The sequence below is a fragment of the Isobaculum melis genome, from assembly GCF_900111355.1.
Classification (GTDB): domain Bacteria; phylum Bacillota; class Bacilli; order Lactobacillales; family Carnobacteriaceae; genus Isobaculum; species Isobaculum melis.
Genome location: NZ_FOHA01000028.1, coordinates 1 through 23,962, shown reverse-complemented (window position 1 = coordinate 23,962; position 23,962 = coordinate 1). Strand labels below are relative to the sequence as shown.

Below are 23,962 nucleotides of genomic sequence, written 5' to 3'. Positions count from 1 at the left end.
AATTGGAGCAAAAGACGAACAATTGTCATGCTTCTTAGGATTTTTAATCCTTAGAAACATGATACAAATCGAACAAAGTTCGACTTTGTTCCTTATTAAATGTTTTGTGAACCAATTAGGTATCAATCAGCATCTGTTCACTGCGTTTACAGTGATTCTTGACAATTGCCGAAGAACCTGCCTTTTGGCCACCGTTTATGGCGGCAACTTATGTCTTTTTAGAAGCAATTAAGGGGACGAGATAAAACTCAAAAGTTTTATCTCGTCCCCTTATTTTTTATTCTTAAAATAGTTATTTTCGGTTCCTTATATCCTAATAACCACTAAACTATTGACATCTTAACATTTAACTTGTCCTTTCACCATTGTCAGACCAGTACTCGCCATATAAATATACTGCATCAAATACATCAACTCACTCACATCTCTTCCTGAATCCGCCGTTCCCTCAGCCACACCAATCTCATACCACAGCTGATCCATGCCTTCTTTTGCTAACGCTAAGTATTCGTGTGCCTCTCGGTCTAACCCTTCTTCCAAATAATCCACTACGGTATAGCTATCATCAATCACTTTCCTTGATAATTCAATAATTCTTGCACCATTCTTTTCCAAATGAATTCCTCCTCTCATTTTTGCGCATTCACAAAATAAAAAACGATAATGGCAACCTACACCAATACCGTTTTCAATAGCTACACCAAAGAATCCTCATTGAAAAAATCCAATAAATTAGGTACAATAAAGAAGCTAGTGCTTCGGTGCTGGCTATTGGCAACTTGTATAGGCAGGTTATGCTGTTTATACAGGGCTTCATAGATTTGGTTCCCGCCAAGCTATGAAGTGCCATTTTTTTATGCTGTTTTTTACTTCTATCCTGCGACTTCAAAATATAACAAAACGCAGGATAGAAAATAAAAAAAGCATTGAGAAAGTTTCCCCAATACCATCATCAATAACCGCTATACAAAAACCATAGCTTAATAAAAATATACCCAAAGAATGAACAACAGTTCCACTAGAAAACCAATCCATCATTGAGTACACTATTAAAAAGCTAACAAGTAATTGTTAGTGATTATTGGCAACTTGTTGGGCAGGTTATGCTGTCTCTACAAGGCTTCGAAAGTTCGGTTCCCGCCAAACTTCGGAGTGCCAATTTTTTATTTATTTTGACGTTCTTTAAATTCTATCCTACAACCTTAAGTATAAATAAATGTTTCAGAATATGCAATAAAGATTTGTGAATAATTCAAAAATAGCATTAAAATCTTATCTACATATCAGTTTTTCAATCTATTACATAATAACCAAAAAAATAATAAAATTGGAAACAAAAATTTATACCAAATATCCTACCAACTTTTATATCATATTTCCCAAAATATTTTTAAAGTCAATTGGCAAATTAATTTTATCAATGATGTTTAAATATAAAATCTTATTTTCTTTTTCTAATCCACTAAAATGGGCGCTTACATCTTCGATAAATTTCGAGCGTACAGTCTCTCTCTTTGATAACATGATAGTTATCACGATAAATACAGCAAATATATCGCTATTTCCATATCCAGAATTAAACAATTTATCTAGAATTTTGTTATTTTTGACATAAAGTGGAATTAAGTGTTTCTTAAGATTATGCCTTGTCACATGATTCATTACTCTGCTACCATGAGCAGCTCTATTTCTATACTCTTTAATCAGCATCATACAGTTTAAAAAAAGCTCTAGCCTCTCGCTATCCTCTAAATATACTTCTTCATGATCTCTTATTGTATAAAAAAATGAATCCACTATTTTAATTTTTATTGAAGAATCAGAAAGTTTATACCAAAACAGTAAAGTATCTAAACTTAAAGCACTTGTTAATACCCAAGGTGGAATATTATCATATGCATCTCTATTGTGCTCAATTTGAGGTTCACAACTAACTAAGCATGTTCTAGTTAATTTTTCTATCATTTTACCTGATTCATATGTATCTTTTATGCGCTTGCCACGCCTATAGTGAGAAATATTTAAATAATCTTCTTCTTTGTGTCCAAATTTTTGTGCAGTAAAATGAGCTAAAACTGTTTTAAATGTATCTTCAATTTTTAACAAATATTGAAAGATGATATTTGCTAAATTTTTATCAAAATCAAAAGTATCTCTTAAATCAACAAAAGTTGCATTTTGATAATTATCTGTCACAGTGTTTTGCTCAATAAAAATATCTTTATATCCATTAACTAATACATAATATGATACATTTTGAAGAGTAAACTTTGCATTTTCTCTTTCTTTCCCTGTACCAATGTATAGTTTTCTTTCTTCTAGTCTATCTAGCTGATCATCAAAAGATAAAAAAATTTTTTCATCACACATTTTTTTTGCTCCTCTTAGTAGTTAAGTTTCTATAAAGGAAAAGAGCCTCTTACACATCAATAAATGTGTAGAGGCTCTAACTCCTAGGCATATCGCCCTTCTGTACATCTACTATATAACTATTGATATACAATGTCAACTTTTTTAGTACACAATATATACTTTTTTATAGTGGATATACATACATTATAGCTTGATTTTTGAGCTCAATTCTTTCAAAAATCAGCCAAATTTCTTTTCAAGAAATTTTTACCACTATTCGCTAAAGCATTAGATTCATGAGTTATTCCTCATTCTGCTAAAAGTAACACTAGTCTTTTTTGAAATTTTCAATTATGGTATGATAAAGTTATACAAATTGGTTTCAGAGAGGAATTTAAGACAATGCGTGCAATTTTTTTTGATGTGGATGATACTTTATATGACCAAACAGAACCATTTACAACTTCTTTCCAAAAATATTTTGGTCAATATAAGCTAGATAATTTTGCTGTTTATAAAGCTTTAAGAAAGCACAGTGATGCACTTTTTGATGATTGTGTACAAGGAAAATTAGAACTGAGTGAGATGCGTCGTTTACGGATTCAAATGGCGTTAGAGGATTTTGGCATAACGGTTTCTGATGAAGTTGCAGAGCTCTTTCAGCAAGGCTATCTAGAAGCACAACAGCAGATTACTTTAGTTCCTGAAATGGCACAGTTACTTACAAAGCTACAGCAGGAAGATGTACAAATCGGAATTTTAACAAATGGACCTGGCGAACATCAACAAAAAAAAGTGAACCAGCTTCAATTAACAAAATGGATTCCTGCTGAAAATATATTCATTTCTGGTATTGAGGGTCTTGCTAAACCTGATCCAGCGATTTTTAAACGAATTGAGGAACGGACTGGTGTTTCTGCTGATCAAGCGATTTATATTGGAGATTCTTATCAAAATGATATTGTAGGAGCTGATGCAGCAGGTTGGCAGTCGATTTGGTTAAATCATCGTGAACATGATTTTTCTAAGCATCCTGTTCAACCAACTGCTATCATTACTCATCATGCTGATTTATTAACTGATCCAGCTTTATATACTTTGCTTTTAAAAGGTTAGCGCTAGACTGAACGGAGGTTGATTATGCACAATTCGTTGATTACTAAAAAAGTCATTGCGCATTCGCTAAAAGAATTGATGCAATCGACGCCTTTTCAAAAGATCTCCATTCGTGATATTATGGGCCATGCAGAAATTCGTCGTCAAACTTTTTATGATCATTTTCAAGATAAATATGAATTGTTGGCTTGGATTTATCAGCAAGAGGCTTCTGAAAATATTGAGGATTATTTGGATTATGAGCACTGGAGTAAAGTCATTGTAAGGCTTTTTACTTATTTAAAAGAGAATCAAGTTTTTTATGTAAATGCTTTGGAAGTGACAGAGCAAAATTCTTTTGATCATTATTTTTTTGAGCATATTCAATCTTTGATTTTGACGATTGCTTCTGATTTATTAAAAGAAGAAGCTGTATCAATCTCATCAGATTATTTAACTTTTTTCTGTAGTTATCATAGTCATGCTTTTGTGGGGATGACGAAAGCTTGGTTACTAACAAAGTGTCAGCTGCCTGTTGCAGAGCTTTCTCAAAATATTGAAAAGACATTAAAGCTTTCATTACTAGAAGGATTAAAATAAATGTGTGAATATATTACACATTTTGGTTCTTTTCAAATGAATTGTGCTATATTGTGGTTAAGACATCTTAGAAGCTATGCAACGTCAGACAATTTTCTGAACATCTAGCAATAGCAATCATAAAAAAAGCACGCAGGTTGTTGCCGAACTTCCTGCGTGTTTTTCTTTATTCTTTTTACCAAGCATAGGTATCTGCTGGTGCTTTTAACCAATCTAACCATTCTGGTTCTGCTATTTTTAAGAAGGTTAAGGAAAGGCCTGCCATATCATTTGATGTCATAAAATTCCCGACTTTTTTAAATGAAATATTAATGCCTTCTAGTGCCAATAAACGTCTAACATCATTGCTAAAGACAAATAATTCCATCAGTGGTGTGCCACCTAAACCATTGACCATCATCGCAAATTGATCGCCTTTTTGCCAGTTAAATTGGCTTTTTAATTTATTGACTAATTCAATGGCTAAGCGTTCTGATGAGTGGAGCGGCTCTGTACGATAACCAGGTTCACCATGGATGCCGATTCCAAAAGAAATTTCATTTTCTGCTAATTGAAAGCGCAGTGTATTTTCTCCCGGTACAACAGATGGAGATAAGGCGACGCCTAATGTATTGGTTGCCATCACAACTTTTTGTCCAAGCTCTTTTAATTTAGATAAGGAATAGCCTGCTTCAGCAGCAGCAGCGAGTATTTTTTGAACAAAAACAGTGCCTGCTACGCCTCTACGGCGTTTTTTAAAGGTATGCTCTTCAATGGAGCAATCATCATTGACAATGACATGCTCGACTTGATAACCTGCTTCCAGTGCTTGTTCTTTTGCTGCTAAAAAATTGGACACATCTTTTTCAAAATTTTTAATCACAAGGAAGACACCTGCACCTTGATCTGCAATTTGGATACCTTGCAGAATTTCTTCTGGAGTAGGTGGTACAAAAATCGGACCACAAATACAGGCAGCTAGCATCCCCTCTCCGACAAATCCTGTATGGGCAGGCTCATGTCCACTACCGCCACCGCTGACAATCGCCACTTTTCCTGGGCTATTTTTTTTACGGTAAACAACGCCTGTATCTTGGATACCGGCTAATCTTTCTTCATTTGCATATAAAAGCCCACTCAGCATTTGGCTGACAATTTGAGCTGGATGATTCATGATTTTTTTCATAGCAATCCTCAATTCTACTTTTCGTATTTATCACACAAGTCATTCGCTAAATGATTAAATTTATGATAAAATAAAAGGTGAAAAGAAAGACATGCGCGAACATGCTTTCTTAATACCCGTAGAACCGTCAAAAGCGGTGACTGATTTGGTCAAAAATAACCACTAACCTGTCAAAGTTATGAAGTGGTTATTTTTTTTTGTTATTTCCAGAGATTTTGAGCACTAACATTGCAAAAGCAATTGCAAACATCAGTGCTTCATAAATACTCAAAGCTATTCCTTTCCAGGTTTTAGCCTAATAGCAAAAATTTTATACATAGGCATCACCTCTTTAATCAGAAATTAGCCACCACTTTAAACTCTCTACACATTTATTATAGCATAAGGTATTGTCCTTTTTGCTAATTTATTGGCTATCAAATTGATTTTCTCCAGCTCATTCATTTAATTTTTCTAATAAAGAAAGCTTATCAGCAAAGTCCCCCCGACTTCACTGATAAGCTTGATTTTTGCTATTTAACTAAATGACTTTCCTTATAAGCTTTCCCAATTTTATCCGCTGCCATAATCGCTGAAGCAACCGCTTCAACTGTGATTGGGAATGGCATTGAATGAATCGATTCTTCAAGAATACAAGCTTTTTCTGCTACTTCCATCGCTTCTGCCATGGTGATACTTTCCACACCAATATCCGCTAAGCAAACAGGTAAGCCAATCGATAAGGAGAAGTCTAATACTTCATACAGCTCTTCTATGGCTGCATTTTCTAAGACTAGCTGTGCAATAGCACTAAAGGCCACTTTTTCGCCATGGAAATAATGATGAGTGCCCTCAAGCATGGTCAAGCCATCATGAATAGCATGAATTGCAGCTAGGCCACTACTTTCAAAGCCTAAACCAGATAATAAAATATTGGTTTCGACGATATTTTCTAGCGCAGGTGTGACTAAATTATTGTCACACGCGATCTTCGCATTTAAGCCATTTTCTAATAAGGTTGTATAGCACACTTGAGCTAAAGTATAAGCTGCGATTGTGCCTTTGGCTGGTGGGCATTCACCGGTGCGCACACCACAAGGGAGTCCAGCATTGACATTGGAGAATGAATTTTGTGTCGCACGGGCTTCAAAGTAAGTAGATAGCGCATCCCCCATGCCTGCAACTAAAAAGCGAGTTGGTGCATTGGCAATAATTTTAGTATCCACTAATACGACACTTGGACTTTGTTTAAAGTAAGCATAGTCATCAAATTCGCCTGCAGGTGTATAAAGTACCGCTGAATGACTGGTTGGTGCATCTGTTGCTGCAATGGTTGGGACAATAATTAAAGCCTCACCTTGTGCCACACATTTCGCAGTATCAATTGCTTTTCCGCCACCTAACCCAATAATACAATCTGAATGATGGGCTTTTGCCACTTCTTGTAAACGAGCGACTTCTTCTCTTGAGCATTCTCCATTAAAATTACTCGCGAAAATTTCAACGCCAAAGGTTGCAGCTGTTTCGTCTAATTGTCCTTGTACACGGGCAATATCATCCTTATGTGCAATCAGTAATGCTGATTTGCCAAAGGTTTTAACAAAGTAACCTAAGTTTAATAATTCATTTTCCCCTTGAACATATTTTGCTGGTGAAATAAATGCTTTTCTCATGACCGATTTCCTCCGATTCTTTTAATTGGCTAATTGTTCATCTAACCAAGTGATAACTTCTGTATAAATTGCTTGTTTACTTGGTTCATTAAAGATTTCATGACATAATTTGGCATAAATTTTTAAGGTTTTATCTTCTGAAGCAATCTCTCCATAAAAATCACGTGAATCTTGTTCTGCAACAAGGCCATCATTGGCCCCATGTAAAATCAAGGTTGGTTCTACAAAATTTGTTGGATTTGCTTTTAACCAAGTAATACCATCATAAAGTGCATTCATCAGCCCAATTGAAATTTCTTTTTCTACTAATGGATCATTTTGATAGTCTTTGACAACTTCAGGGTCACTACATACACCTTCTCCTAAGGAATTTTCTACATACATATCAGCTGGTGCTTCTACTGGTAAAACGCCAAAGGTTGGTTTGCTATAACGCGTTAAGGCACCTGATGTGACAATTCCTGCTACTGAACCTGGATATTTTGTACCAAAGCTTGCTACTGTAAAGCCGCCCATACTATGACCAATTAAATAAACGGGTAAATCAGGATTTTCCGCTTTGACTAAATCGACCATCGTTTTACAATCATCTGGTAATTCATTAAAATCTTTGAAAAATGTTCGTGGTCCTTCTGAACGGGCATGGCCTCTTTGATCATAGCGATAGACACCATAACCTGCTTGTAATAGCCTTTCAGTTAAGGCATCATAACGATTCAAATGCTCCGCTAATCCATGAACAATTAAAACAACCGCCTTTGCTTTTTCTGGCATATCCTTACGGCTAAATAATTTTGTTCCATCAAATGACGCAATCATTCTTTCTTGATTCATGTTACATTCCTCCTAATTATTTGATTTTCAATGGTGCTAACTGTTCTTCTATAGCTGCTAAATCTGCCCCTGCTTGAATTAAAGCTACTGCGGTATAACTGCTTTCAATGAAGGCAGTATCATATAAACGGACTTCCTTTTCTGTCAGTTCCATCACCATTTCTAAATTCATTTTGGCACTACCTAGGTCATAAAAGGCGAGGATGGTCTCTCCCTCATTTTCCTCAAAGGCTGCTTGAATTTTTTCAAAGCTAGTCCCAATTTCATTTTCATCCGTACCACCTGAAAAAGTAATCGCTACGTCTTTTGCAACTTCACGCATTAATTTGACAACACCTGCCGCAATTTCTGGGACATGTGAGACAACAACAACGCCTAGTTTAGTCATTAGTGACACCTGCCTCTAGCATGGTTTCGAATAGGTAGCCACTGGAAACGGCACCTGGGTCTAAATGGCCAATTGAGCGTTCGCCAAGGTATGATGCACGGCCCTTAGTGGCTTTGATTTCTTTGGTGTGTGCGACAGCATCTGCAATTGTTTGTTCGCTTAAATTGCCTGCAGCTAAAGCTTTAATCACTGGCTGCCATGTATCAATCATGGTCTTTTCTCCAGGAACTGCTTGACCTCTTTTTTCAATACCGTTGAGGCCTGCTTGTAAAATTGCAAGGAGCGAATCGGTTGTACCTGCTTCTTTTGCCATGCTAATAAAAGCTGAGCCGTATAAAGGTCCTGATGCACCACCAACTTTGCTAACTAAAGTCATGCCAGTTAGTTTAAACACGTCTGCAACTGTCGCTGGATTTTTTGCTTCTAGCGCAGCCATTACTTCTGTTGTACCACGTGCCATGTTCATGCCATGGTCGCCGTCACCAATTGCACGGTCTAACTCACTTAAATAAGCTTTATTCTGATTTACTTTCTCTGTAAAAAGGATCATCCATTTTTTGACTGCTTCTACATTCATCTTTTTTCCTCCTACCATGCAATTGTTTTTGTTGGTACATTTAAATAGTCTAGCCATTTGTTCTCTTCTAATCGAATTAAGGTTAAGGATAAACCTGCCATATCAATCGACGTCATGAAATCTCCAACTTTTTTGAAATCAACGTTTAATCCTTCTGCTGCCAGTAAAGAACCGACATCGTTCGTAAAAATATATTGTTCCATTAAGGGTGTACTTCCTAGCCCATTGACTAATAAACCATAATGTTCATCTGGTTTAAATTGGAAAGCTTCTTTTAGTTTTGAGACAATTTCTTGGGCTAAAGCTTTGGAAGGGGCAATTTTTTCTCTTCGATAACCAGGCTCACCATGGATCCCCACTCCAAATTCAATTTCATCCTCAGCTAAAGTAAAACCAGGTTTGCCTACTTCTGGAGCTGTTGCACCACTTAGAGCGACCCCTAATGTTTTAATATTAGGTACGATTTTTTCTGCAAGTGCTTTTATTTCTGTGAGTGACGCACCATTTTCAGCTGCTGCGCCTAAAATCTTATGCACAAAGACAGTTCCTGCAACGCCTCGTTTACCAGCTGTATAGGTACTATCTTCAACAGCAATATCATCATCTACAATGATAAAATCAACTGCAATATCTTCCATTTCTGCTAATTCTTTGGCCATATCAAAGTTCATGACATCACCAGAATAATTTTTAATGACCATAAAGACGCCAGCACCATTGTCAGCTTTTTGAATGGCTTCTAAAATTTGATCCGGAGTTGGAGAGGTGAAAACTGGCCCACATACTGCTGCTGATAACATCCCAGCACCAACAAATCCTGCATGAGCTGGTTCATGTCCGCTACCACCACCACTAATGAGTGCGACCTTATGAGGTGTTTCTTGTTTTCTAATAATGACACCGGTTTCAGGAATCCGTTCTATTAAATCAGAATGAGCATAAACGAACCCTTCTAGCATGTCATTTACAACTTCTTCTGGCTGATTGATTATTTTTTTCATAAATACTTCCGCCTTTCACTATTTTCTCTACACCCTTACTATAAACTGTAACCGCTTTCTTTGGAACGGACAAAAATTTAAATGTGTCCAAGATATCAAAAATGAGTAGTTTTATCACTTGGATAAAACCACTCATTTTTCTTTTAAAATAGTTGCCCAGCCACCTTCTATTACGTTAAAACCCAAAGCTTGATAGGTTTTTTCTGCGGCTAGATTGCCAACGGTTACGGCTAAACAAACTTGTTTATAGCCTGCTTCAGCTAATTTTTCTGCTGCATACCGGATCATTTTCTTTGCCAGCTGCTGGCCTCTATATTTAGGAGCAACTACAACATAAGCGATTAAAGGAACGGCTTTATAAAAAGAAACAATGACACAGCCTGCCAACTCATCGTTGCCTTGATAAATAACCGTCCCTGGTTGAATGACTGCGCCATATTCTCCTTCAAGGGTTTTGTAGAGCTCAACTTTCCAATCTAGTAAGCTTTCATTTTTGCTATCTATGCTGCCGGTATAACTTTCATAAAACAACTCGCCAAGTGTCTGTAAATCAACTGGGAATGAGAGTGGTTTAATTTGTGTATCATGCTGCTTTGAAAAAGTTTGAGCTGTTAGATCTAAAGACATGATGTGACGTTGCATCTAAAAACCTCCATATTTAAAAATTATGTCAATTACTGTTCAATTGCTGCGAATAATATTTCTTGTAACTGCTCTTCATTTGATAAAAAGGGATAGGTTAATTGGTGCTCAAATAATGACATTGGTCTCACTTGAGTTGCAGAAGAAACAAACCATAGTCTTTGTTTGGCAATTTTCTTAATACAGGCTAGTGCCGCCTCTTCCTCCTGCATATAATAAAATACAGAGAGTGCCTTATAATGCCACATTGGGCTATCCGAAGAAGATTGATATACAGAAATAAAATCCTCCATTTCCCCTTTAGTGAAAGCTAAGTATAATAACTTCCCATCATTTCTATTTGCTTGTTCTTTTAAAAGTGACAAGGAAGAAGGTGTTTCTGGTGGACAGTATTCCTCAGAATTTTTATGTATCAGCACACCATTCTCACGATGACCTTTAATGCCAGTCTCAAGGTAAGCATTGATTAATTGATAATACCCAATCATAGATTTTTTGAGATGCTGTGGTCTATCATCATTGGTTTCAATCATATGTATCTTTTCAAGCAGGATTTTTTTTATTTCATCCTGTCGCTTCAATTTAACCGCTGCAAAGCCCATCGCTGCAACATGCTCTGTGTAAACATTGCTATGGGGCCATTCATCCCAGTAATCTAAAAGTTTGATATCCTTTTCTAAGCCCTCAGCAAAGCGACCGTTAAAATAATCTACTTCTGCTAATACTGCTAGTTTCTGGTTCATGAAATGGTCAGGTTTATAATGATTGAGTTCTTCAATTGCTTCTTCTTTTCCATTTCTAATATCTTCACAAATATCACGGAATTTTTTTGGTAACTTAACAATTGTCATCGCTTTTCTCTCCTTTAATTTTTAATAGGTGATTGTTTTTGAATGAATCTTTTATTGACTTATCACAGAAGTATACAAAGGTTTTTCCTCGCTAAGCTTTCCTCTAAAATCAATTTTTTCTTCTTTCCACCAATATTCATGATACGCTTTAAGATTTTTAAACTCATATACAGTCACTAAGCCTAGTAACGAACAGGGGGTATCTGCCATTAAATCCCAGCCCTCTTTTTCAGACACGGCCTAGTTCTCTATCATACCAAATTCGAAAACCTTTCTCAGAAATAATATTAAATACTGTATTATGAACATTTGAATACTCAGATAATGCTGGCATTATTCTTCCTCCTTGGCTAATAATATGTAAAATTTTCATTCATCTTAAAGTAATATTCTCGGAACAATTAAAATCAGTGCTAATGAAGTATCGCCTCAATCCTACCGTCTACGACTAGAGGGAGGTGTATTTCATGTTCTCACCATTTTCTATATAAGGTAGCTCGCTATTATTTCAATAAATATATGTTTCGTTCATTTTTTGAAGCAACATGATTCTGAGTTATCACTAATCATTAACTTTATTGATTCATAAAAGTTCTGGAAATGATTCTCGTCGGTCTGCATCAACATAGCCTTTATAATATCCTATCACTCGTCCATGAAAATATTCCATCAACCAACAACTTGCTTCGTTCTTGGTTGATGCTTCATTATAGACTTTATTTATTTCAGTTCCTACTATTTGATATCCTTTCAAATCTTTTCTTCTTTTAATGAAAAATGAAGTCTAAAATTTATACTGAATCTCTTTTTCAAGAAAAATAATTCTTCAAGATTGTATTTTTGAGTTGCTTGTTCTATAATAAAAGTGTAGAGAGGACGTACGTCAATACGTCCTAATAAAACCGTTTAAGACGGTAGCAAGATTCATTACAAATTGTAACCAGTAAACCTGCTAAAGTTTATGACTGGTTACTTTTTTTTGTCATTTTTTAGCAAGTCCACAACCAATTTAATCAAAGCAATGGTAAATAAACCAAAACTTATCATCAACTGGATTGTTTCTAATGCAGACAAAAGGCTTGCTCCTTTCCTAGATTTAGTACCTATTTTCATAAGCACCACCCCCATTCAGAAGTCGCCACCGTCATAACTTTTCTACATACTCTACCTGTTCATTTTATCATAGCATCTCTGTCTATTGGAATTTTTTCTAACAGTGATGTTATTTTCCCTCTCTTTTTATTTTACATTCTTTATGTATGTATGGAAATAGCCACAAAGAAAGGCTCTTCCTTGTGGCTAACATTCAATTTATTCCTCTACTACTTCATCTTCCACTGGGGCTTTCAACTGCATATCCACCTCTTGAATCGTTTGGTTCTTCAATGATTTCACAATAAAGACTAGACCATTCTCTTCAAAGGTATCCCCTTTATTGATTTCTGTACTCTGACTTAAAATCCAGCCGCCAATGGTACTAATACCTTCTTCTTCTTCTAATTCAAAGCCAGTCATTTGCTCAATGGTTTCTAGTAACACTTTTCCTGAAAGCAAGTAATGATGGTCATTTATTTTGCGAATATCAGGAATTTCATGGACATCATATTCGTCACGTAATTCCCCAACTAATTCTTCAAGGATATCTTCTACAGTGACCATCCCTTCAGTGCCACCATATTCATCTAGTAAAATGGCAATCATTTGATGCTCACGTTGCATTTTTTCCAACAACTCATTCACTGGAATGGTCTCGATTAATTGAATTACAGGCTTTACAAGTGACTGAATCGGCTCATCCGCTTTTAATTTGTGCTGGAAGTAAGCTGTCACAAGTTCTTTTAAATGAATAGTCCCAATAATGTCATCTTTGGATTCTTTAATAACAGGATAACGTGTATAAGGATGCTCTAAAGAGAACTTAATGGCTTCATCTAATGTTGCATCCTCAGAAATCACCAGCATTTCTTGTCTTGGTACCATAATTTCTTTTGCTAAACGATTATCAAACTCAAAAATACGGTTTAAATAGGCTAATTCTGATTGGTTAATATCCCCGTGGTTAAAACTCTCTGAGGCAATTAAACGTAATTCTTCCTCAGTATGAGACTCGTCACCTTCTCCAGTAAATTCGAAGCCAAACATCTTAGCAACGGCTGCGGCTGAATGGTTTAAGATCCAAATGAATGGATACATGATTTTATAAAACACATATAAGGGTTTCACAATAAATAGGACGACTTTTTCGGTTTTTGCAATGGCAAAAGATTTAGGGACTAATTCCCCAACAACCACGTGCAAGAATGTCACAATGGCAAAAGCTAAAATAAATGAAATGAGCACAGCAATGCTGGCCGGGATGTGGAGCCATTCAAAAATGGGATGAATCGCAGCTTCGACTGTTGATTCTCCAATCCACCCTAAAGCAAGTGAAGTGAGTGTGATGCCTAGCTGACAAGCGGATAAATAAGCATCTAAATGATGATGCACATCCTTTGCTAGCTTGGCATTTTTTACACCTTCTGCTGCTAATTGATCCAATCGGCTCGACCTAATTTTAACAAGTGAAAACTCTGCTGCAACAAATAATGCGGTTGCAATAATTAATAATGCAATGAGAATAAAATTAATTCCTATCATATATACGGGGGTTCCCCTTCCTCCTCTTTATCTACTGTCGTTTTTCATTATATCATCTTTTTCCTGTTCTTCCTTTAAATATTATTTATAACCTTCAGATAATCTGATTTTTTCCGTATGATGAGCTAATAAAATGATAACAGGTTTAGTTTTTTTTAATATTTAAGGGAAACTAGTTGATTTTTTATGACAAAGCAGATATTATATAGTCTGATAGTAAGAACAATAATGTTTAAATATCGTTTTCATGTGACTAAATCATATTAGGCATGATAAAGTTATGGCTCCTGAGAGAAGTTTCTTCCTCATCAGCTCATTCTTTATCGTGCTTTTTTTTGTTGCTTGAATAGGATGTCAACTATTTTAAAGGAGGAAATATCATGGGTTTATTTTTTAATAAGAAAAAAGAAGCACCTAAAACTGAATTGGTTGCTGTTGCTGATGGTCAATTAATTGCTTTAGCAGATGTACCTGATCCAGTATTTGCACAAAAAATGATGGGAGAAGGGTTTGCTGTTGAACCAACTGGTAATGTTGTGGTTGCACCAATCGCTGGTGAAATCATTCAAGTAGCAGATACCTTACATGCTTATGGCATTCAATCTGAAGAGGGTGTTGAAGTCCTTGTTCATATTGGCTTAGATACAGTTGCTTTAAAAGGAGAAGGCTTTGAGGCACAAGTGAAAATGGGCGATAAAGTTGTTGCCGGTACACCTTTAGCAAAAATTGATCTGGCTTATTTAGCAGAACATGCACCAAGCACAACCATTCCTGTCATTGTGACAAATGGAAATATTGAAAATTATGCGTATGAAATCATTCAGCCAACAGCTACTGTTGCTGGGGAAACTGTTGCTTTACGCGTTACGAAAGCCTAATCAAGCTTGTGCTTCATAACAATAGGAAAGGAGTGAAATGATGAAAATAAAAAAAGTGCTCAACCAAAACGCTGTCTTACTCATTGATGGTACGAATGAAAAAGTCGCCATCGGAAAAGGTATTGGTTTTAATAAAAAGAAAAATGATTTGATTCATGAACATGATATTGAGCAAATGTTTGTTGTGGAAAAAGAACAAGAAAAGCTACAGCAGCTGTTATCTCAAATTGATGAAGCCTACTTTTTTGCTTCTGAACAAATCATTGAATATGCTGAACGTTTCCTAAAAGAAAAGTTAAATGAGCATATTCATATTGCACTGGCTGATCATATTGCATTTGCAGTTGAACGGTTACAGGATGGGATTATTATTCAAAATAAGCTGTGTAAAGAAATTGAAATTTTACACCCTGAAGAATTTATGATTGCTGAATGGGCGATTGAATATTTGCATCAACAATTTCATTTGCTCTTTCCTATTGATGAAGCAGCTTATATTGCCATCCATCTTCATAGTTCAAGAATGGGGCAAATTGGGAATAATAAAAGTATTCGAGAAATTACGATGATTTCTGAAATGGTCGCTGTTATTGCTGAGGAATTAAAGATTAATTTTACTGAACTTGGTATGGAGCTGACTTATGCACGTCTTGTGACACATTTACGTTTCGTCCTTGATCGTTTCCAAAAAGAAAAATACCATACCATGGATCAAGAAGTGTTAGCGCTTGTTAAACGCAAATATGTAGACAGTCATCGTGTTGTTCAAAAAGTCGCTGAAATGTTAAAGCGAGATTATCGCATTGATCTACCAGAAGATGAGTTGGGTTACATCGTGATTCATGTAGAGCGTTTAAATTCTCAAATAAAGAAGCAAGAACATGATGGTATATAAATGAAAGGGGTATCACCCCCAAAAAAGTTATTCTAACAAACTTGTGTGCAATTTTTATTTTTATATAAATTTATTTAGGGGGAAAAAGAAAATGATGAAATATTTTCAACGTATGGGTCGCTCGTTAATGCTTCCTGTAGCTGTATTACCTGCAGCAGCTGTCCTAATGGGGATTGGTTATTGGATTGATCCACAAATTATGCAAGGAGGAGATCCTAACGCGATTGCTGTTTTCTTAGTAAAAGCTGGTGGCGCAATTGTTGATAACTTACCAATTCTATTTGCTGTTGGACTATCACTAGGAATGTCTAAGGATAAAGATGGAGCAGCCGCATTGAGTGGACTTGTTTCTTTCTTAATTGTTACAACACTTTTATCAACAACTACTGTTGCTGCATTACAAGGTATTGCACCAGAAGCTGTAGATCCTTCATTTGCTAAAATCGGAAATGCCTTCATTGGGATTATCTCTGGTCTAGTTGGGGCTTCTATGTACAATCGCTTTAGCCATGTTCAATTACCGCAAGCTTTGGCTTTCTTCAGTGGTAAACGCTTGGCACCAATTATGTCGGCTGTTGCAATGTTAATTGTTTCTGCTATTTTATTCTTTGTATGGCCACCAGTATTCTCTGGACTTGTAAGTTTTGGTAAAGCTATCTCTACATTAGGTCCTGTAGGTGCTGGTCTATACGGATTCTTTAACCGTTTATTGATTCCAACTGGTTTACACCACGCATTAAACTCTGTATTTTGGTTTGATGTTGCCAATATCAATGACATCGGTAACTTCTGGGCAAGTACAGGAACAAAAGGAATCACTGGTATGTATCAAGGTGGATTCTTCCCTGTTATGATGTTTGGTTTACCTGCTGGTGCGTACGCAATGTACCGTCAAGCACGTCCTGAAAAGAAAAAAATGGTTGCTTCATTATTTATCGCAGCTGGCTTTGCAGCCTTCTTCACTGGGGTAACTGAACCGCTTGAATTCTCATTCATGTTTGTTGCTCCTGCACTTTATGTTGTACATGCTGCTTTAACTGGTTTATCATTATTCTTTGCAGCATTCATGCATTGGACTGCTGGTTTCTCATTCAGCGCTGGACTTGTAGATTTCGTCTTAAGTTCTCGTTTACCATTAGCAAACCATCCATTTATGTTAATCGTTCAAGGATTAGTTGTTGCGGTTCTTTATTACACAATCTTCACCTTTATGATTAAGAAATTTAACTTAATGACTCCTGGTCGTGAAGAAGGTAATGACGAAACGGATGAAGACATTGATACAACTATCCCTGAAGGTGGTAATAAATTCACACCAATGGCAACTAAAATTTATGCTGGTCTTGGTGGAGACGAAAACGTTACTTCTGTAGACAATTGTACAACTCGTTTACGTATCGAGGTAAAAGATATGGATACCGTTGATCAAAATGCCATTAAAGCTACTGGTGTTCCAGGAATTAATATTGTTGGTAAAAACAGCATTCAAGTTATCGTTGGTACTGAAGTACAATTCGTTGCAGATGAAATTAATAAAATTAGAAAATAAAGCATAAGAAATAGCACTTCAAGAGTAGTGGCGATGCCATACCTCTTAAAGTGCTATTTTTCTTTTAATTTATGTTGCCAAATAGCGTGTTTGAGTAAAACCAGCTATACGGTAATGGACCAATTGTTGTCGGTTTTACATAAAAGGTAATCCAATATTCTTTTGGTCCATTTCCATCTATTATTGGAATACCCTCTTGCTTATTCGCAAACAAATGAGGCTCATTTGTCTCTGTTAAAACATAGCCCATATATTGATAATATTCTGGAATTGCTGCTTCAACTTGATAATACCTACCTATTGTATTTCTATAAACACTTGCAGCAGTATAATCTAACCCATCTCCAACAAGAGAATTAGTTAGCACGTTTAATTTTTCATTTATTAATGTGATATCTGCTGGTTGCAACGCATCTACATTTCTTATTTCAGTGTAACTCTGAATTGGGATAACAATTTGATTTTCTGGATCAACAACAACCTGTTGCAAATAAAAAGTTAAGGTTTGCTTTGAATAATAGTAAGTAACCGTTATTGGATTTTCACTATATACGCCACTCGCATTTGAAGGAACAGTTACATCATAACCATCGATATTTTGTTGCACTGTAGTATAAACATCGCCAATAGAAAAGACACTTCCAGTTGTAACTTCGGGTGCTAATGGTTGCAAACTATCTTGATCAAGATATTGTACTTTAATACTTTGTGGTAAAGGTGCTGAATAAGATCCTTTGTCATCGATTTCTACTTGATTGCCATAAGCACTAAATTCAACGTAATAGCCTTGAAGAAAACGCTGTGTATGCTGTGGTTCAACAACATTCGGTAAATCATTCCATTCTTTTTTACCATCTTTTGCAAATTGCAGAGTATATTCAATTCCATTTGCAACTACCCAGCCATTATTAGGTTCATTTTTACTCCATCCGCTATATTGGTTCGCGGGCGTTGTACCGTTACTTTTCTTTCCGACAAAGAAAATCTCTCCCGCTTCTGGACCATTCGCCCAATACCAATTATCTTTATCTGTCTTATAGTCAGTTAATTTATTTGATATTTCATCCTCATCTGAAATGGTAGTCAGATTATTTCTAACTAATCTGGTACCACCTAACCAACCAGGATTTTTGGCTATTGAGCTAAAAATAAATTCATGCTCTTCTTTACTTGTAATCGTAGCTAAATAACCTGTCAGACCTTTATGTTGTAAGCCTTTGACTTCATTATACGCATCTAACCATGAAACAATTTTTGGAACAAATTTATAGTAATGCTTCACACCACCTGGAGCCGGATCTTGCCAAGAAGAGATGGTTTCTACACTTAAAGTTATTGTAATTTCTCCTTGTGTTTCATCTTCTTTTTGAATCGAAAAATTCATTCCTTTTAATACGTTCTCTACTTCTTGAGGTGTATTTTTGGGATCAATTTGATAGCTGATGACAGGACTATTTGGATCATTTGATGATGACCAGCTTGATGGTACTTCCATATTTAGCTTTACACCTACTGGCATCTCAATTTCAACAGATCCGATATTCCCAAAATTTTTTTCAACATTTACATTTTCTAACACATATTTTTGGCCATCTCTCTTCACCTGAAACGTAATCGGTTGTGTCGAAACTGCTTTGGCTTCTATATCTGATTGTTCAACTGCACTGCCTCTTTGTGCAAGCATTAAGAAAAGCATCAAGCAGCCCAACACAAATAAGCCCTTCTTCCTAATTTTATTCCACATTTATACCCACTCTTTCAAATTTAATTGTGTAGATCTTATTCAATTGTATAAAACATTTGTTTTATGCACGAGTTTTATTCTATTCTTAAAATAACCCTATACCTTTAACAGATTAAGCTTAAAAAGATGTCTATATCAATCTTTTTGAGCTTTTTTTGTTTTGGGTTTTATGTATCGTTATTATGTTTTGCATAAAACAAATGTTACTTGCAACATTAAACGTAGTCTTCAATGTCAGACTACACTATTTTCCATACAGTTGTCAACAGCATCAAAAGCTGCAACACCGGCGTTTAACTTTCAATTAATAATAAAAACAAGGAATAAAAAAACCATATCAAACAAATTAGTTATTAACATATCGTTTAATTGGATATAAAAATATTTTCTAATTTATTTACAATATTTCTTTTTCTGCCTCCAACACTAATTGATTCAATTCCTTCACTTGTTTACGATTATCAATCATTGACATCATTTCTAAAACAACTCCATGTAATATAATCGTTACAATAAACATGATAGACAAAATTTGTGGTGTCATAAAGGAAGGAATGCCCATATAAATTAAGAAAATAATTGGAAAGAAGAAACAAACGGATGAGACTGCTGCAACAATCACAAATTTTATACGACTCATCACAAGGTGTTCCCACACAAACGGATAGCCTACTCCGTAAAACAAAGCATATAACACTGCAATGCCAATCATTCTAAATAGAAAGACAGTGTAACTTCCTTCAACTGTAGTTGGAATAAATATAAGTAGAAAGATTCCTTCTAAAAAAATGGTCACTGTAAAGGTTTGAAAAAAGGCTGAAAGATATTTTTTCATTTTAACAAGGCCTCCATTCTTGATTTAAAGAGTTTGGTAAAGCTACGATTCACTACTTGTTGATACCCGTTTTTGGTTTCAATTTGGATTTTGAAGTGATCAATCATTTCAAATTCTTTTACATCATATAGATTAATCATTGTTGTTTTATTAATTTTCACAAAATAAGTTTCTTCATTTAACAGCTGTTCCGCATCTTTTAAGCGTTTATTCAACAAATAGTACTGTCCATCTCTTGTGACAAGATTACAAACAGTTCCTTCTGCTTCAATTAAAACAATGTCACGAATAGGTAGTTGTAGCTCTCTGTTATTTTTACCATTAATGACAGTTGTTTTTTTGTTTAATTCAGAAAGGTGCTGTGCAATTTTTTCATATTGCTGTTCTGCTTCTGTTGTCGTTTCTACCGTAATAAAGATGCGGTCTAGCTGATTATTGATTTTATGTACGAGTTCCATAATACCTCCAAAAATGTCTTGTTTTAACTATCATAACATAAACATTTTTGGTGCCCTATTATTTTTTGCGTTTGCCTTGGAAAATAATGAAAGCGTAAGCTAAAACTGACAATACAGCTAAATAAATCCAGCCATTTAATTGCTCACCACTAAATGCTAAAGTACCATTCCAGATATGTGTATAAAATTGATTTACATAATTCATTGGATTCACATGACCAATAACTTGTAATACTTTAGGTGCAACTGCTAAAGGAATCGTAAAGCCACCCGTGAGTAAAACGACTTGGAATAAAACAATCGACATTCCTAAAGCACTTTTTTCACTTTTAAAAATAGAATAAATGGCTGAAGAGAGCAGTAACATCACTGCATCTAGTAAAATTAAACCTAGGAAAGAAAGGAACATTTGAACTGGTGTTACCTGCAAATCATAAACGAAAACGCCAAGTGTTGTAATGAAGACAAATCCAAGACCAGTAATGATAGTGGCTTTTAAAATACCTGAAACTAGGAGTAAAGAAGAAGAGACTGGTGATAACTGGATTCTTTTTTCCGTTCCATTACTACGGTTACTCACTTGATCAAAACCAAAAGAGAATAGAATCGTGACAAAACTAATTAAGATAATAAACGTCGGTGTATATAATTGCGCATAGCTTAATCCACCTGCATAGGTCAGATCACCATACATTTGCCCCATTAATAGATAAGAAACTGGTGGAATGATAATAGAAATGATATAGAAAGTCTCTCTGAAAAACATTTTTAAATCCATTTTTAATTGTGTCATTAACATTTTATTTACCGCCTTTTTTTGTATTTTGTAAGTAAAATTGATTCATATTTTCATAGCCTGTTGCTAAGATATTTTGTGGTGTATCAAAAAACACTGATTGTCCGTCTTCAATGAGCATCACTTTGTCACAATATAATTCAACTTCTTCCATTGAATGGGTAGATAAAATAACAGTTGTTTGATAACGCTCGCTGTAGCCACGGATATTGTCCCATAGAACTTCTTTCATATGTGGATCTAACCCTGTGGTGGGTTCATCTAAAATCACTAATTTTGGTCGTGATAGAAAAGCAATTGCTAAGCTGACTCTTTGTTTCCAGCCACCAGATAAGTTATCAAAAAACGTTTTTAACTGTTCCTCTAGCTCAAAGTTTTCGATAACTTCTGCGACATTTTCTGAACATTGATAATACTTCGCAAATAGTTCTAACAATTCCTTCACTCTTAACTTCTTATAAAATTGTGTGGGCTGTAAAACTGCGGATATTTTTTTCTTCATCACTTTTTCATCTGTAATGGATAAGTTTTGAATGTCTTTTCCAAATAATTGTACATCGCCATCTTTGTATTTCTTTAACAGCATTAAAATTTCTAAGAAGGTTGATTTTCCAACACCATTTCTTCCAATGATACCAATGATTTCTCCTTCTTTTGCTTGAAATTCAATTCCTTTTAAAACCTGCTTGGCACCATAATTTTTATGTAGGTCTTTTACTTTTATCATTTCCATGTTTGATTCGCTCCTCTTGTTCTTGATGACACTAGCTTATCTCTTTTTTTCAGCTTTGTAGATAAACGGGCTACTTTCTTGCATAAATCAGAAACTTTGTTGCAATTTTCTTCATAAACTTGCACTAGATTGCTCTAATTTCCAACCATAATTGACGTTGAACCTGAACAAATGCTATATTTAGATTATTAAAACTTGGTGGTGAAACAGGTGCATAAAAAAGAACGACATTTAAAGATGATTCAAATGACCAATAAAAGCGGGATTATTACTGTGGGAGAAATGATTCATGCGCTTCAGGTTTCAGATATGACCATTCGAAGGGATTTAGAGGAGCTTGATCAACAAGGTAAGTTGATTCGGATTCATGGTGGTGCCCAAAGTTTACAACATAATAAAAAAAGTGAATTATCTCATACACAGAAAAAAACCATTCATGTAGCTGAAAAAAAAGAAATTGCACAGAAAATGGCGACCTTTATTCAGGAAAATGATACGATTTTTCTTGGTACGGGTACGACTTTAGAAATGCTTGCCGATTTTCTCAGTGTGAAGCATCTCAGGATTATTACCAATAGTTTGCCTGTTTTTGAGAGTTTACAGCAATTTAACGAACAGCATGAGCTGATTTTAATTGGTGGAAAGTATCGTAGGCATACAGGAGTATTTATCGGAAGTATCGCAAATGAGGCATTAAGCAAGCTTTCTTTTGATAAGGTGTTTGTCAGTGCCAATGGGATGAAAGATTATCAGCTTTATACAGCTGATGCGGAGGAAGGCTATACACATACGATTATCTTGCAGCAAGCTAAAGCTTTATTTGTTGTTGTGGATCACTATAAGCTAGATCGTGATGATTTTTATCAGTATTATGAGTTACCAAATACAGCGACGCTGATTACAGATAGTCAGATACCTGAAGCATTAAAGGCACATTACGAAGGTTTAATGAAGGTTGTCATTGCTGATGCTAAATAACAGTAATATAAAAAAAGAAAATCAAATCAGGCATCATTGTAGTGCGCCCCCAAAGTTAGACCAAAAAATCTATCTTTGGGGGCGTATTTAAATTGGCAAAATATGATTATGCATTCAAGAAAAAAGTAGTAGAAGCTTATCAAAATGGAGCAGGAGGTTATCCAACGCTGGCGAAGCAATTTAATATCTCTTCGTTTTCTACTGTTCACAAATGGGTCAAAACAGTAGAAAAATTTGGATTTAAAGCACTTCGTCGAAGGAGAAATTACCAACATTACTCTTCCAAATTCAAGCAGGATGTCATACACTATTATTTAACTAGTGGTGACTCTTATCTGACTGTCGCGTTGAAATATGGTCTGCCAAATGATGCCTTAGTCCTGGCTTGGCACCAGAAATTTCTACAAACAGGCATACAGGGTCTTTCACCAAAACCGAAAGGAAGACCTTCTATGTCAAAGAAAAAGAAACCGATTCAGGCGAAAAAAATACAAACACGTGAACAAGAATTAGAACATGAGAATGAACTATTGCGGGCAGAACTAGCCTTCATAAAAAAGCTCCGTGCTTTAGGAATGAATATCCCGGAACGACTCAAGAACGAGATGCCCGAATCATCCACGAACTCCGAAAAAAATTCCGATTAACAATCTTACTTGAAGCAACAAAATTTCCTAAAGCGACATATATGTATTGGCAAAAACGGTTTGAGCGAAAAAATCCCAACCAAAAATTAGAAACCCTGATTAAAAAAATTTTTGACGAACACAAAGGAAACTATGGTTATCGTCGTATTCAACTTACATTAAAAGAAAAGGGCTTAAATGTAAACCAGAAAAGAATTCGTCGTATTATGTGTAAGCTTGGCTTAAAAGGTACAAAATTTATTCGTAAATCACGAAAATACAATTCGTATAAAGGGACCGTTGGTCCGTTAGTGAAAAATCGTCTACATCGCCGTTTTTACACTTCTGTCCCTCATCAAAAACTCACGACAGACACGTCTGAATTTAAGTATTATGAACGTGATCAGAGAGGGAATATCCAAATTAAAAAACTCTATTTGGATCCTTTTCTTGATTTATTTAATGGTGAAATCTTGTCTTACCGTATTTCTAAACAGCCGAATGCAAAAGCAATTCTTGACGCACAAAAAGAAGCAATTGATAAAACGCAAGATTGTCCTTATCGACGCACCTTTCATTCCGACCAAGGTTGGGGTATCAAATGAAGCAGTACAAAAAACAATTAGCTCGTCACCATATCTTTCAAAGTATGTCTCGAAAAGGAAATTGTTTTGAC

The 23,962-nt window shown here is 35.4% G+C and carries 25 protein-coding genes and 1 pseudogene; 8 read left to right on the top strand and 18 right to left on the bottom strand.

Translation table 11 applies throughout. The annotated features are described in order from the left end of the window. Positions 1-339: 339 nt before the first annotated feature. Together BMW29_RS13215 and BMW29_RS13210 are read right to left on the bottom strand one after the other, a co-directional pair. The gene (locus tag BMW29_RS13215; RefSeq protein WP_092654159.1) at positions 340-615 is read right to left on the bottom strand and encodes a hypothetical protein; all 276 of its coding nucleotides are present in this window, start codon (positions 613-615) and stop codon (positions 340-342) included. 750 nt (positions 616-1,365) lie between these two features. Beyond that, entirely contained in the window at positions 1,366-2,370 is a 1,005-nt protein-coding gene (locus BMW29_RS13210) for an Abi family protein (RefSeq protein ID WP_092654157.1), read from the bottom strand. Positions 2,371-2,754: 384 nt separating this feature from the next. Between BMW29_RS13210 and BMW29_RS13205 the strand changes: the two genes are divergently transcribed. Next, complete coding sequence (locus tag BMW29_RS13205; RefSeq protein WP_092654155.1) at positions 2,755-3,468, top strand: HAD family hydrolase; 714 nt, start codon at positions 2,755-2,757, stop codon at positions 3,466-3,468. A gap of 24 nt (positions 3,469-3,492) precedes the next feature. Further along, complete coding sequence (gene dhaS, locus BMW29_RS13200) at positions 3,493-4,047, top strand: dihydroxyacetone kinase transcriptional activator DhaS (RefSeq protein ID WP_092654153.1); 555 nt, start codon at positions 3,493-3,495, stop codon at positions 4,045-4,047. A gap of 175 nt (positions 4,048-4,222) precedes the next feature. Here dhaS and dhaQ read toward each other — a convergent pair whose 3' ends face one another. The 11 genes from dhaQ to BMW29_RS13145 all read right to left on the bottom strand — a co-directional run bounded on the left by dhaQ (position 4,223) and on the right by BMW29_RS13145 (position 13,794). Further along, on the bottom strand, positions 4,223-5,212 hold the full coding sequence (gene dhaQ, locus BMW29_RS13195) for a DhaKLM operon coactivator DhaQ (RefSeq protein WP_092654151.1): 990 nt from the start codon (positions 5,210-5,212) through the stop codon (positions 4,223-4,225). A 512-nt stretch (positions 5,213-5,724) separates the two neighbouring features. Further along, the gene (locus tag BMW29_RS13190) at positions 5,725-6,864 is read right to left on the bottom strand and encodes a glycerol dehydrogenase (protein ID WP_092654149.1); all 1,140 of its coding nucleotides are present in this window, start codon (positions 6,862-6,864) and stop codon (positions 5,725-5,727) included. 21 nt (positions 6,865-6,885) lie between these two features. After that, on the bottom strand, positions 6,886-7,698 hold the full coding sequence (locus tag BMW29_RS13185; protein ID WP_092654147.1) for an alpha/beta hydrolase: 813 nt from the start codon (positions 7,696-7,698) through the stop codon (positions 6,886-6,888). A gap of 16 nt (positions 7,699-7,714) precedes the next feature. Further along, positions 7,715-8,086, bottom strand: a complete 372-nt coding sequence (dhaM, locus tag BMW29_RS13180) for a dihydroxyacetone kinase phosphoryl donor subunit DhaM (RefSeq protein WP_092654145.1) — start codon at positions 8,084-8,086, stop codon at positions 7,715-7,717. Beyond that, positions 8,079-8,663, bottom strand: a complete 585-nt coding sequence (dhaL, locus tag BMW29_RS13175; RefSeq protein WP_092654143.1) for a dihydroxyacetone kinase subunit DhaL — start codon at positions 8,661-8,663, stop codon at positions 8,079-8,081. Before dhaL ends, dhaM begins: the two co-directional genes overlap by 8 nt. A gap of 11 nt (positions 8,664-8,674) precedes the next feature. Next, positions 8,675-9,664, bottom strand: a complete 990-nt coding sequence (dhaK, locus tag BMW29_RS13170; RefSeq protein ID WP_092654141.1) for a dihydroxyacetone kinase subunit DhaK — start codon at positions 9,662-9,664, stop codon at positions 8,675-8,677. 132 nt (positions 9,665-9,796) lie between these two features. Further along, positions 9,797-10,306, bottom strand: coding sequence for a GNAT family N-acetyltransferase (locus BMW29_RS13165; protein WP_092654139.1), 510 nt, complete (start codon positions 10,304-10,306; stop codon positions 9,797-9,799). 32 nt (positions 10,307-10,338) lie between these two features. Further along, a complete protein-coding gene (locus tag BMW29_RS13160) occupies positions 10,339-11,157 on the bottom strand; it encodes a hypothetical protein (RefSeq protein ID WP_092654137.1) in 819 nt (272 codons plus the stop codon). A gap of 51 nt (positions 11,158-11,208) precedes the next feature. Further along, entirely contained in the window at positions 11,209-11,394 is a 186-nt protein-coding gene (locus BMW29_RS13155; RefSeq protein ID WP_218139669.1) for a hypothetical protein, read from the bottom strand. 732 nt (positions 11,395-12,126) lie between these two features. Next, on the bottom strand, positions 12,127-12,270 hold the full coding sequence (locus tag BMW29_RS13150; protein ID WP_092654135.1) for a putative holin-like toxin: 144 nt from the start codon (positions 12,268-12,270) through the stop codon (positions 12,127-12,129). A 198-nt stretch (positions 12,271-12,468) separates the two neighbouring features. Beyond that, positions 12,469-13,794, bottom strand: coding sequence for a hemolysin family protein (locus BMW29_RS13145; RefSeq protein ID WP_092654132.1), 1,326 nt, complete (start codon positions 13,792-13,794; stop codon positions 12,469-12,471). A 380-nt stretch (positions 13,795-14,174) separates the two neighbouring features. Here BMW29_RS13145 and BMW29_RS13140 point away from each other — a divergent pair, with 380 nt between their 5' ends. The 3 genes and pseudogenes from BMW29_RS13140 to nagE all read left to right on the top strand — a co-directional run. Further along, positions 14,175-14,672, top strand: coding sequence for a PTS sugar transporter subunit IIA (locus BMW29_RS13140; protein WP_092654130.1), 498 nt, complete (start codon positions 14,175-14,177; stop codon positions 14,670-14,672). A 40-nt stretch (positions 14,673-14,712) separates the two neighbouring features. Further along, a complete protein-coding gene (locus tag BMW29_RS13135; RefSeq protein ID WP_092654128.1) occupies positions 14,713-15,567 on the top strand; it encodes a BglG family transcription antiterminator in 855 nt (284 codons plus the stop codon). Between the two features lie 91 nt (positions 15,568-15,658). Next, a pseudogene (gene nagE / locus BMW29_RS13130) lies at positions 15,659-17,113 on the top strand (N-acetylglucosamine-specific PTS transporter subunit IIBC); the annotation flags it as partial. A gap of 67 nt (positions 17,114-17,180) precedes the next feature. Here the strand turns inward: nagE and BMW29_RS13125 are convergent. The 5 genes from BMW29_RS13125 to BMW29_RS13105 form a co-directional block, all read right to left on the bottom strand. Next, a complete protein-coding gene (locus BMW29_RS13125; RefSeq protein ID WP_092654124.1) occupies positions 17,181-18,860 on the bottom strand; it encodes a MucBP domain-containing protein in 1,680 nt (559 codons plus the stop codon). 397 nt (positions 18,861-19,257) lie between these two features. Then, on the bottom strand, positions 19,258-19,695 hold the full coding sequence (locus tag BMW29_RS13120; RefSeq protein ID WP_092654122.1) for a hypothetical protein: 438 nt from the start codon (positions 19,693-19,695) through the stop codon (positions 19,258-19,260). Then, a complete protein-coding gene (locus tag BMW29_RS13115; RefSeq protein WP_092654120.1) occupies positions 19,692-20,153 on the bottom strand; it encodes a LytTR family DNA-binding domain-containing protein in 462 nt (153 codons plus the stop codon). Before BMW29_RS13115 ends, BMW29_RS13120 begins: the two co-directional genes overlap by 4 nt. A 58-nt stretch (positions 20,154-20,211) precedes the next feature. After that, complete coding sequence (locus tag BMW29_RS13110) at positions 20,212-20,952, bottom strand: ABC transporter permease (RefSeq protein WP_092654118.1); 741 nt, start codon at positions 20,950-20,952, stop codon at positions 20,212-20,214. Between the two features lies 1 nt (position 20,953). Beyond that, complete coding sequence (locus BMW29_RS13105) at positions 20,954-21,682, bottom strand: ABC transporter ATP-binding protein (protein ID WP_092654116.1); 729 nt, start codon at positions 21,680-21,682, stop codon at positions 20,954-20,956. 210 nt (positions 21,683-21,892) lie between these two features. Here BMW29_RS13105 and BMW29_RS13100 point away from each other — a divergent pair, with 210 nt between their 5' ends. The 3 genes from BMW29_RS13100 to BMW29_RS13090 all read left to right on the top strand — a co-directional run bounded on the left by BMW29_RS13100 (position 21,893) and on the right by BMW29_RS13090 (position 23,891). Continuing rightward, the gene (locus tag BMW29_RS13100; RefSeq protein WP_092654114.1) at positions 21,893-22,660 is read left to right on the top strand and encodes a DeoR/GlpR family DNA-binding transcription regulator; all 768 of its coding nucleotides are present in this window, start codon (positions 21,893-21,895) and stop codon (positions 22,658-22,660) included. Positions 22,661-22,752: 92 nt separating this feature from the next. After that, positions 22,753-23,307 (top strand): helix-turn-helix domain-containing protein, encoded by a 555-nt coding sequence (locus tag BMW29_RS13095; RefSeq protein WP_092654112.1) that lies wholly within the window; start codon positions 22,753-22,755, stop codon positions 23,305-23,307. Between the two features lie 41 nt (positions 23,308-23,348). Further along, positions 23,349-23,891, top strand: a complete 543-nt coding sequence (locus BMW29_RS13090) for an IS3 family transposase (protein ID WP_092654110.1) — start codon at positions 23,349-23,351, stop codon at positions 23,889-23,891. Positions 23,892-23,962 lie beyond the last annotated feature (71 nt).

Excerpts from the sequence above, each read along its gene's own strand:
- BMW29_RS13120 (WP_092654122.1), bottom strand. The coding sequence starts at position 19,695 with ATGAAAAAATATCTTTCAGCCTTTTTTCAAACCTTTACAGTGACCATT.
- BMW29_RS13165 (WP_092654139.1), bottom strand. The coding sequence starts at position 10,306 with ATGCAACGTCACATCATGTCTTTAGATCTAACAGCTCAAACTTTTTCA.
- BMW29_RS13210 (WP_092654157.1), bottom strand. The coding sequence starts at position 2,370 with ATGTGTGATGAAAAAATTTTTTTATCTTTTGATGATCAGCTAGATAGA.
- BMW29_RS13125 (WP_092654124.1), bottom strand. The coding sequence starts at position 18,860 with ATGTGGAATAAAATTAGGAAGAAGGGCTTATTTGTGTTGGGCTGCTTG.
- dhaL (WP_092654143.1), bottom strand. The coding sequence starts at position 8,663 with ATGAATGTAGAAGCAGTCAAAAAATGGATGATCCTTTTTACAGAGAAA.
- BMW29_RS13110 (WP_092654118.1), bottom strand. The coding sequence starts at position 20,952 with ATGTTAATGACACAATTAAAAATGGATTTAAAAATGTTTTTCAGAGAG.
- dhaM (WP_092654145.1), bottom strand. The coding sequence starts at position 8,086 with ATGACTAAACTAGGCGTTGTTGTTGTCTCACATGTCCCAGAAATTGCG.
- BMW29_RS13115 (WP_092654120.1), bottom strand. The coding sequence starts at position 20,153 with ATGGAACTCGTACATAAAATCAATAATCAGCTAGACCGCATCTTTATT.
- BMW29_RS13190 (WP_092654149.1), bottom strand. The coding sequence starts at position 6,864 with ATGAGAAAAGCATTTATTTCACCAGCAAAATATGTTCAAGGGGAAAAT.
- BMW29_RS13185 (WP_092654147.1), bottom strand. The coding sequence starts at position 7,698 with ATGAATCAAGAAAGAATGATTGCGTCATTTGATGGAACAAAATTATTT.
- BMW29_RS13205 (WP_092654155.1), top strand. The coding sequence starts at position 2,755 with ATGCGTGCAATTTTTTTTGATGTGGATGATACTTTATATGACCAAACA.
- BMW29_RS13140 (WP_092654130.1), top strand. The coding sequence starts at position 14,175 with ATGGGTTTATTTTTTAATAAGAAAAAAGAAGCACCTAAAACTGAATTG.
- BMW29_RS13135 (WP_092654128.1), top strand. The coding sequence starts at position 14,713 with ATGAAAATAAAAAAAGTGCTCAACCAAAACGCTGTCTTACTCATTGAT.
- dhaQ (WP_092654151.1), bottom strand. The coding sequence starts at position 5,212 with ATGAAAAAAATCATGAATCATCCAGCTCAAATTGTCAGCCAAATGCTG.
- BMW29_RS13150 (WP_092654135.1), bottom strand. The coding sequence starts at position 12,270 with ATGAAAATAGGTACTAAATCTAGGAAAGGAGCAAGCCTTTTGTCTGCA.
- BMW29_RS13105 (WP_092654116.1), bottom strand. The coding sequence starts at position 21,682 with ATGGAAATGATAAAAGTAAAAGACCTACATAAAAATTATGGTGCCAAG.
- BMW29_RS13160 (WP_092654137.1), bottom strand. The coding sequence starts at position 11,157 with ATGACAATTGTTAAGTTACCAAAAAAATTCCGTGATATTTGTGAAGAT.
- dhaS (WP_092654153.1), top strand. The coding sequence starts at position 3,493 with ATGCACAATTCGTTGATTACTAAAAAAGTCATTGCGCATTCGCTAAAA.
- BMW29_RS13090 (WP_092654110.1), top strand. The coding sequence starts at position 23,349 with ATGTATTGGCAAAAACGGTTTGAGCGAAAAAATCCCAACCAAAAATTA.
- BMW29_RS13145 (WP_092654132.1), bottom strand. The coding sequence starts at position 13,794 with ATGATAGGAATTAATTTTATTCTCATTGCATTATTAATTATTGCAACC.
- dhaK (WP_092654141.1), bottom strand. The coding sequence starts at position 9,664 with ATGAAAAAAATAATCAATCAGCCAGAAGAAGTTGTAAATGACATGCTA.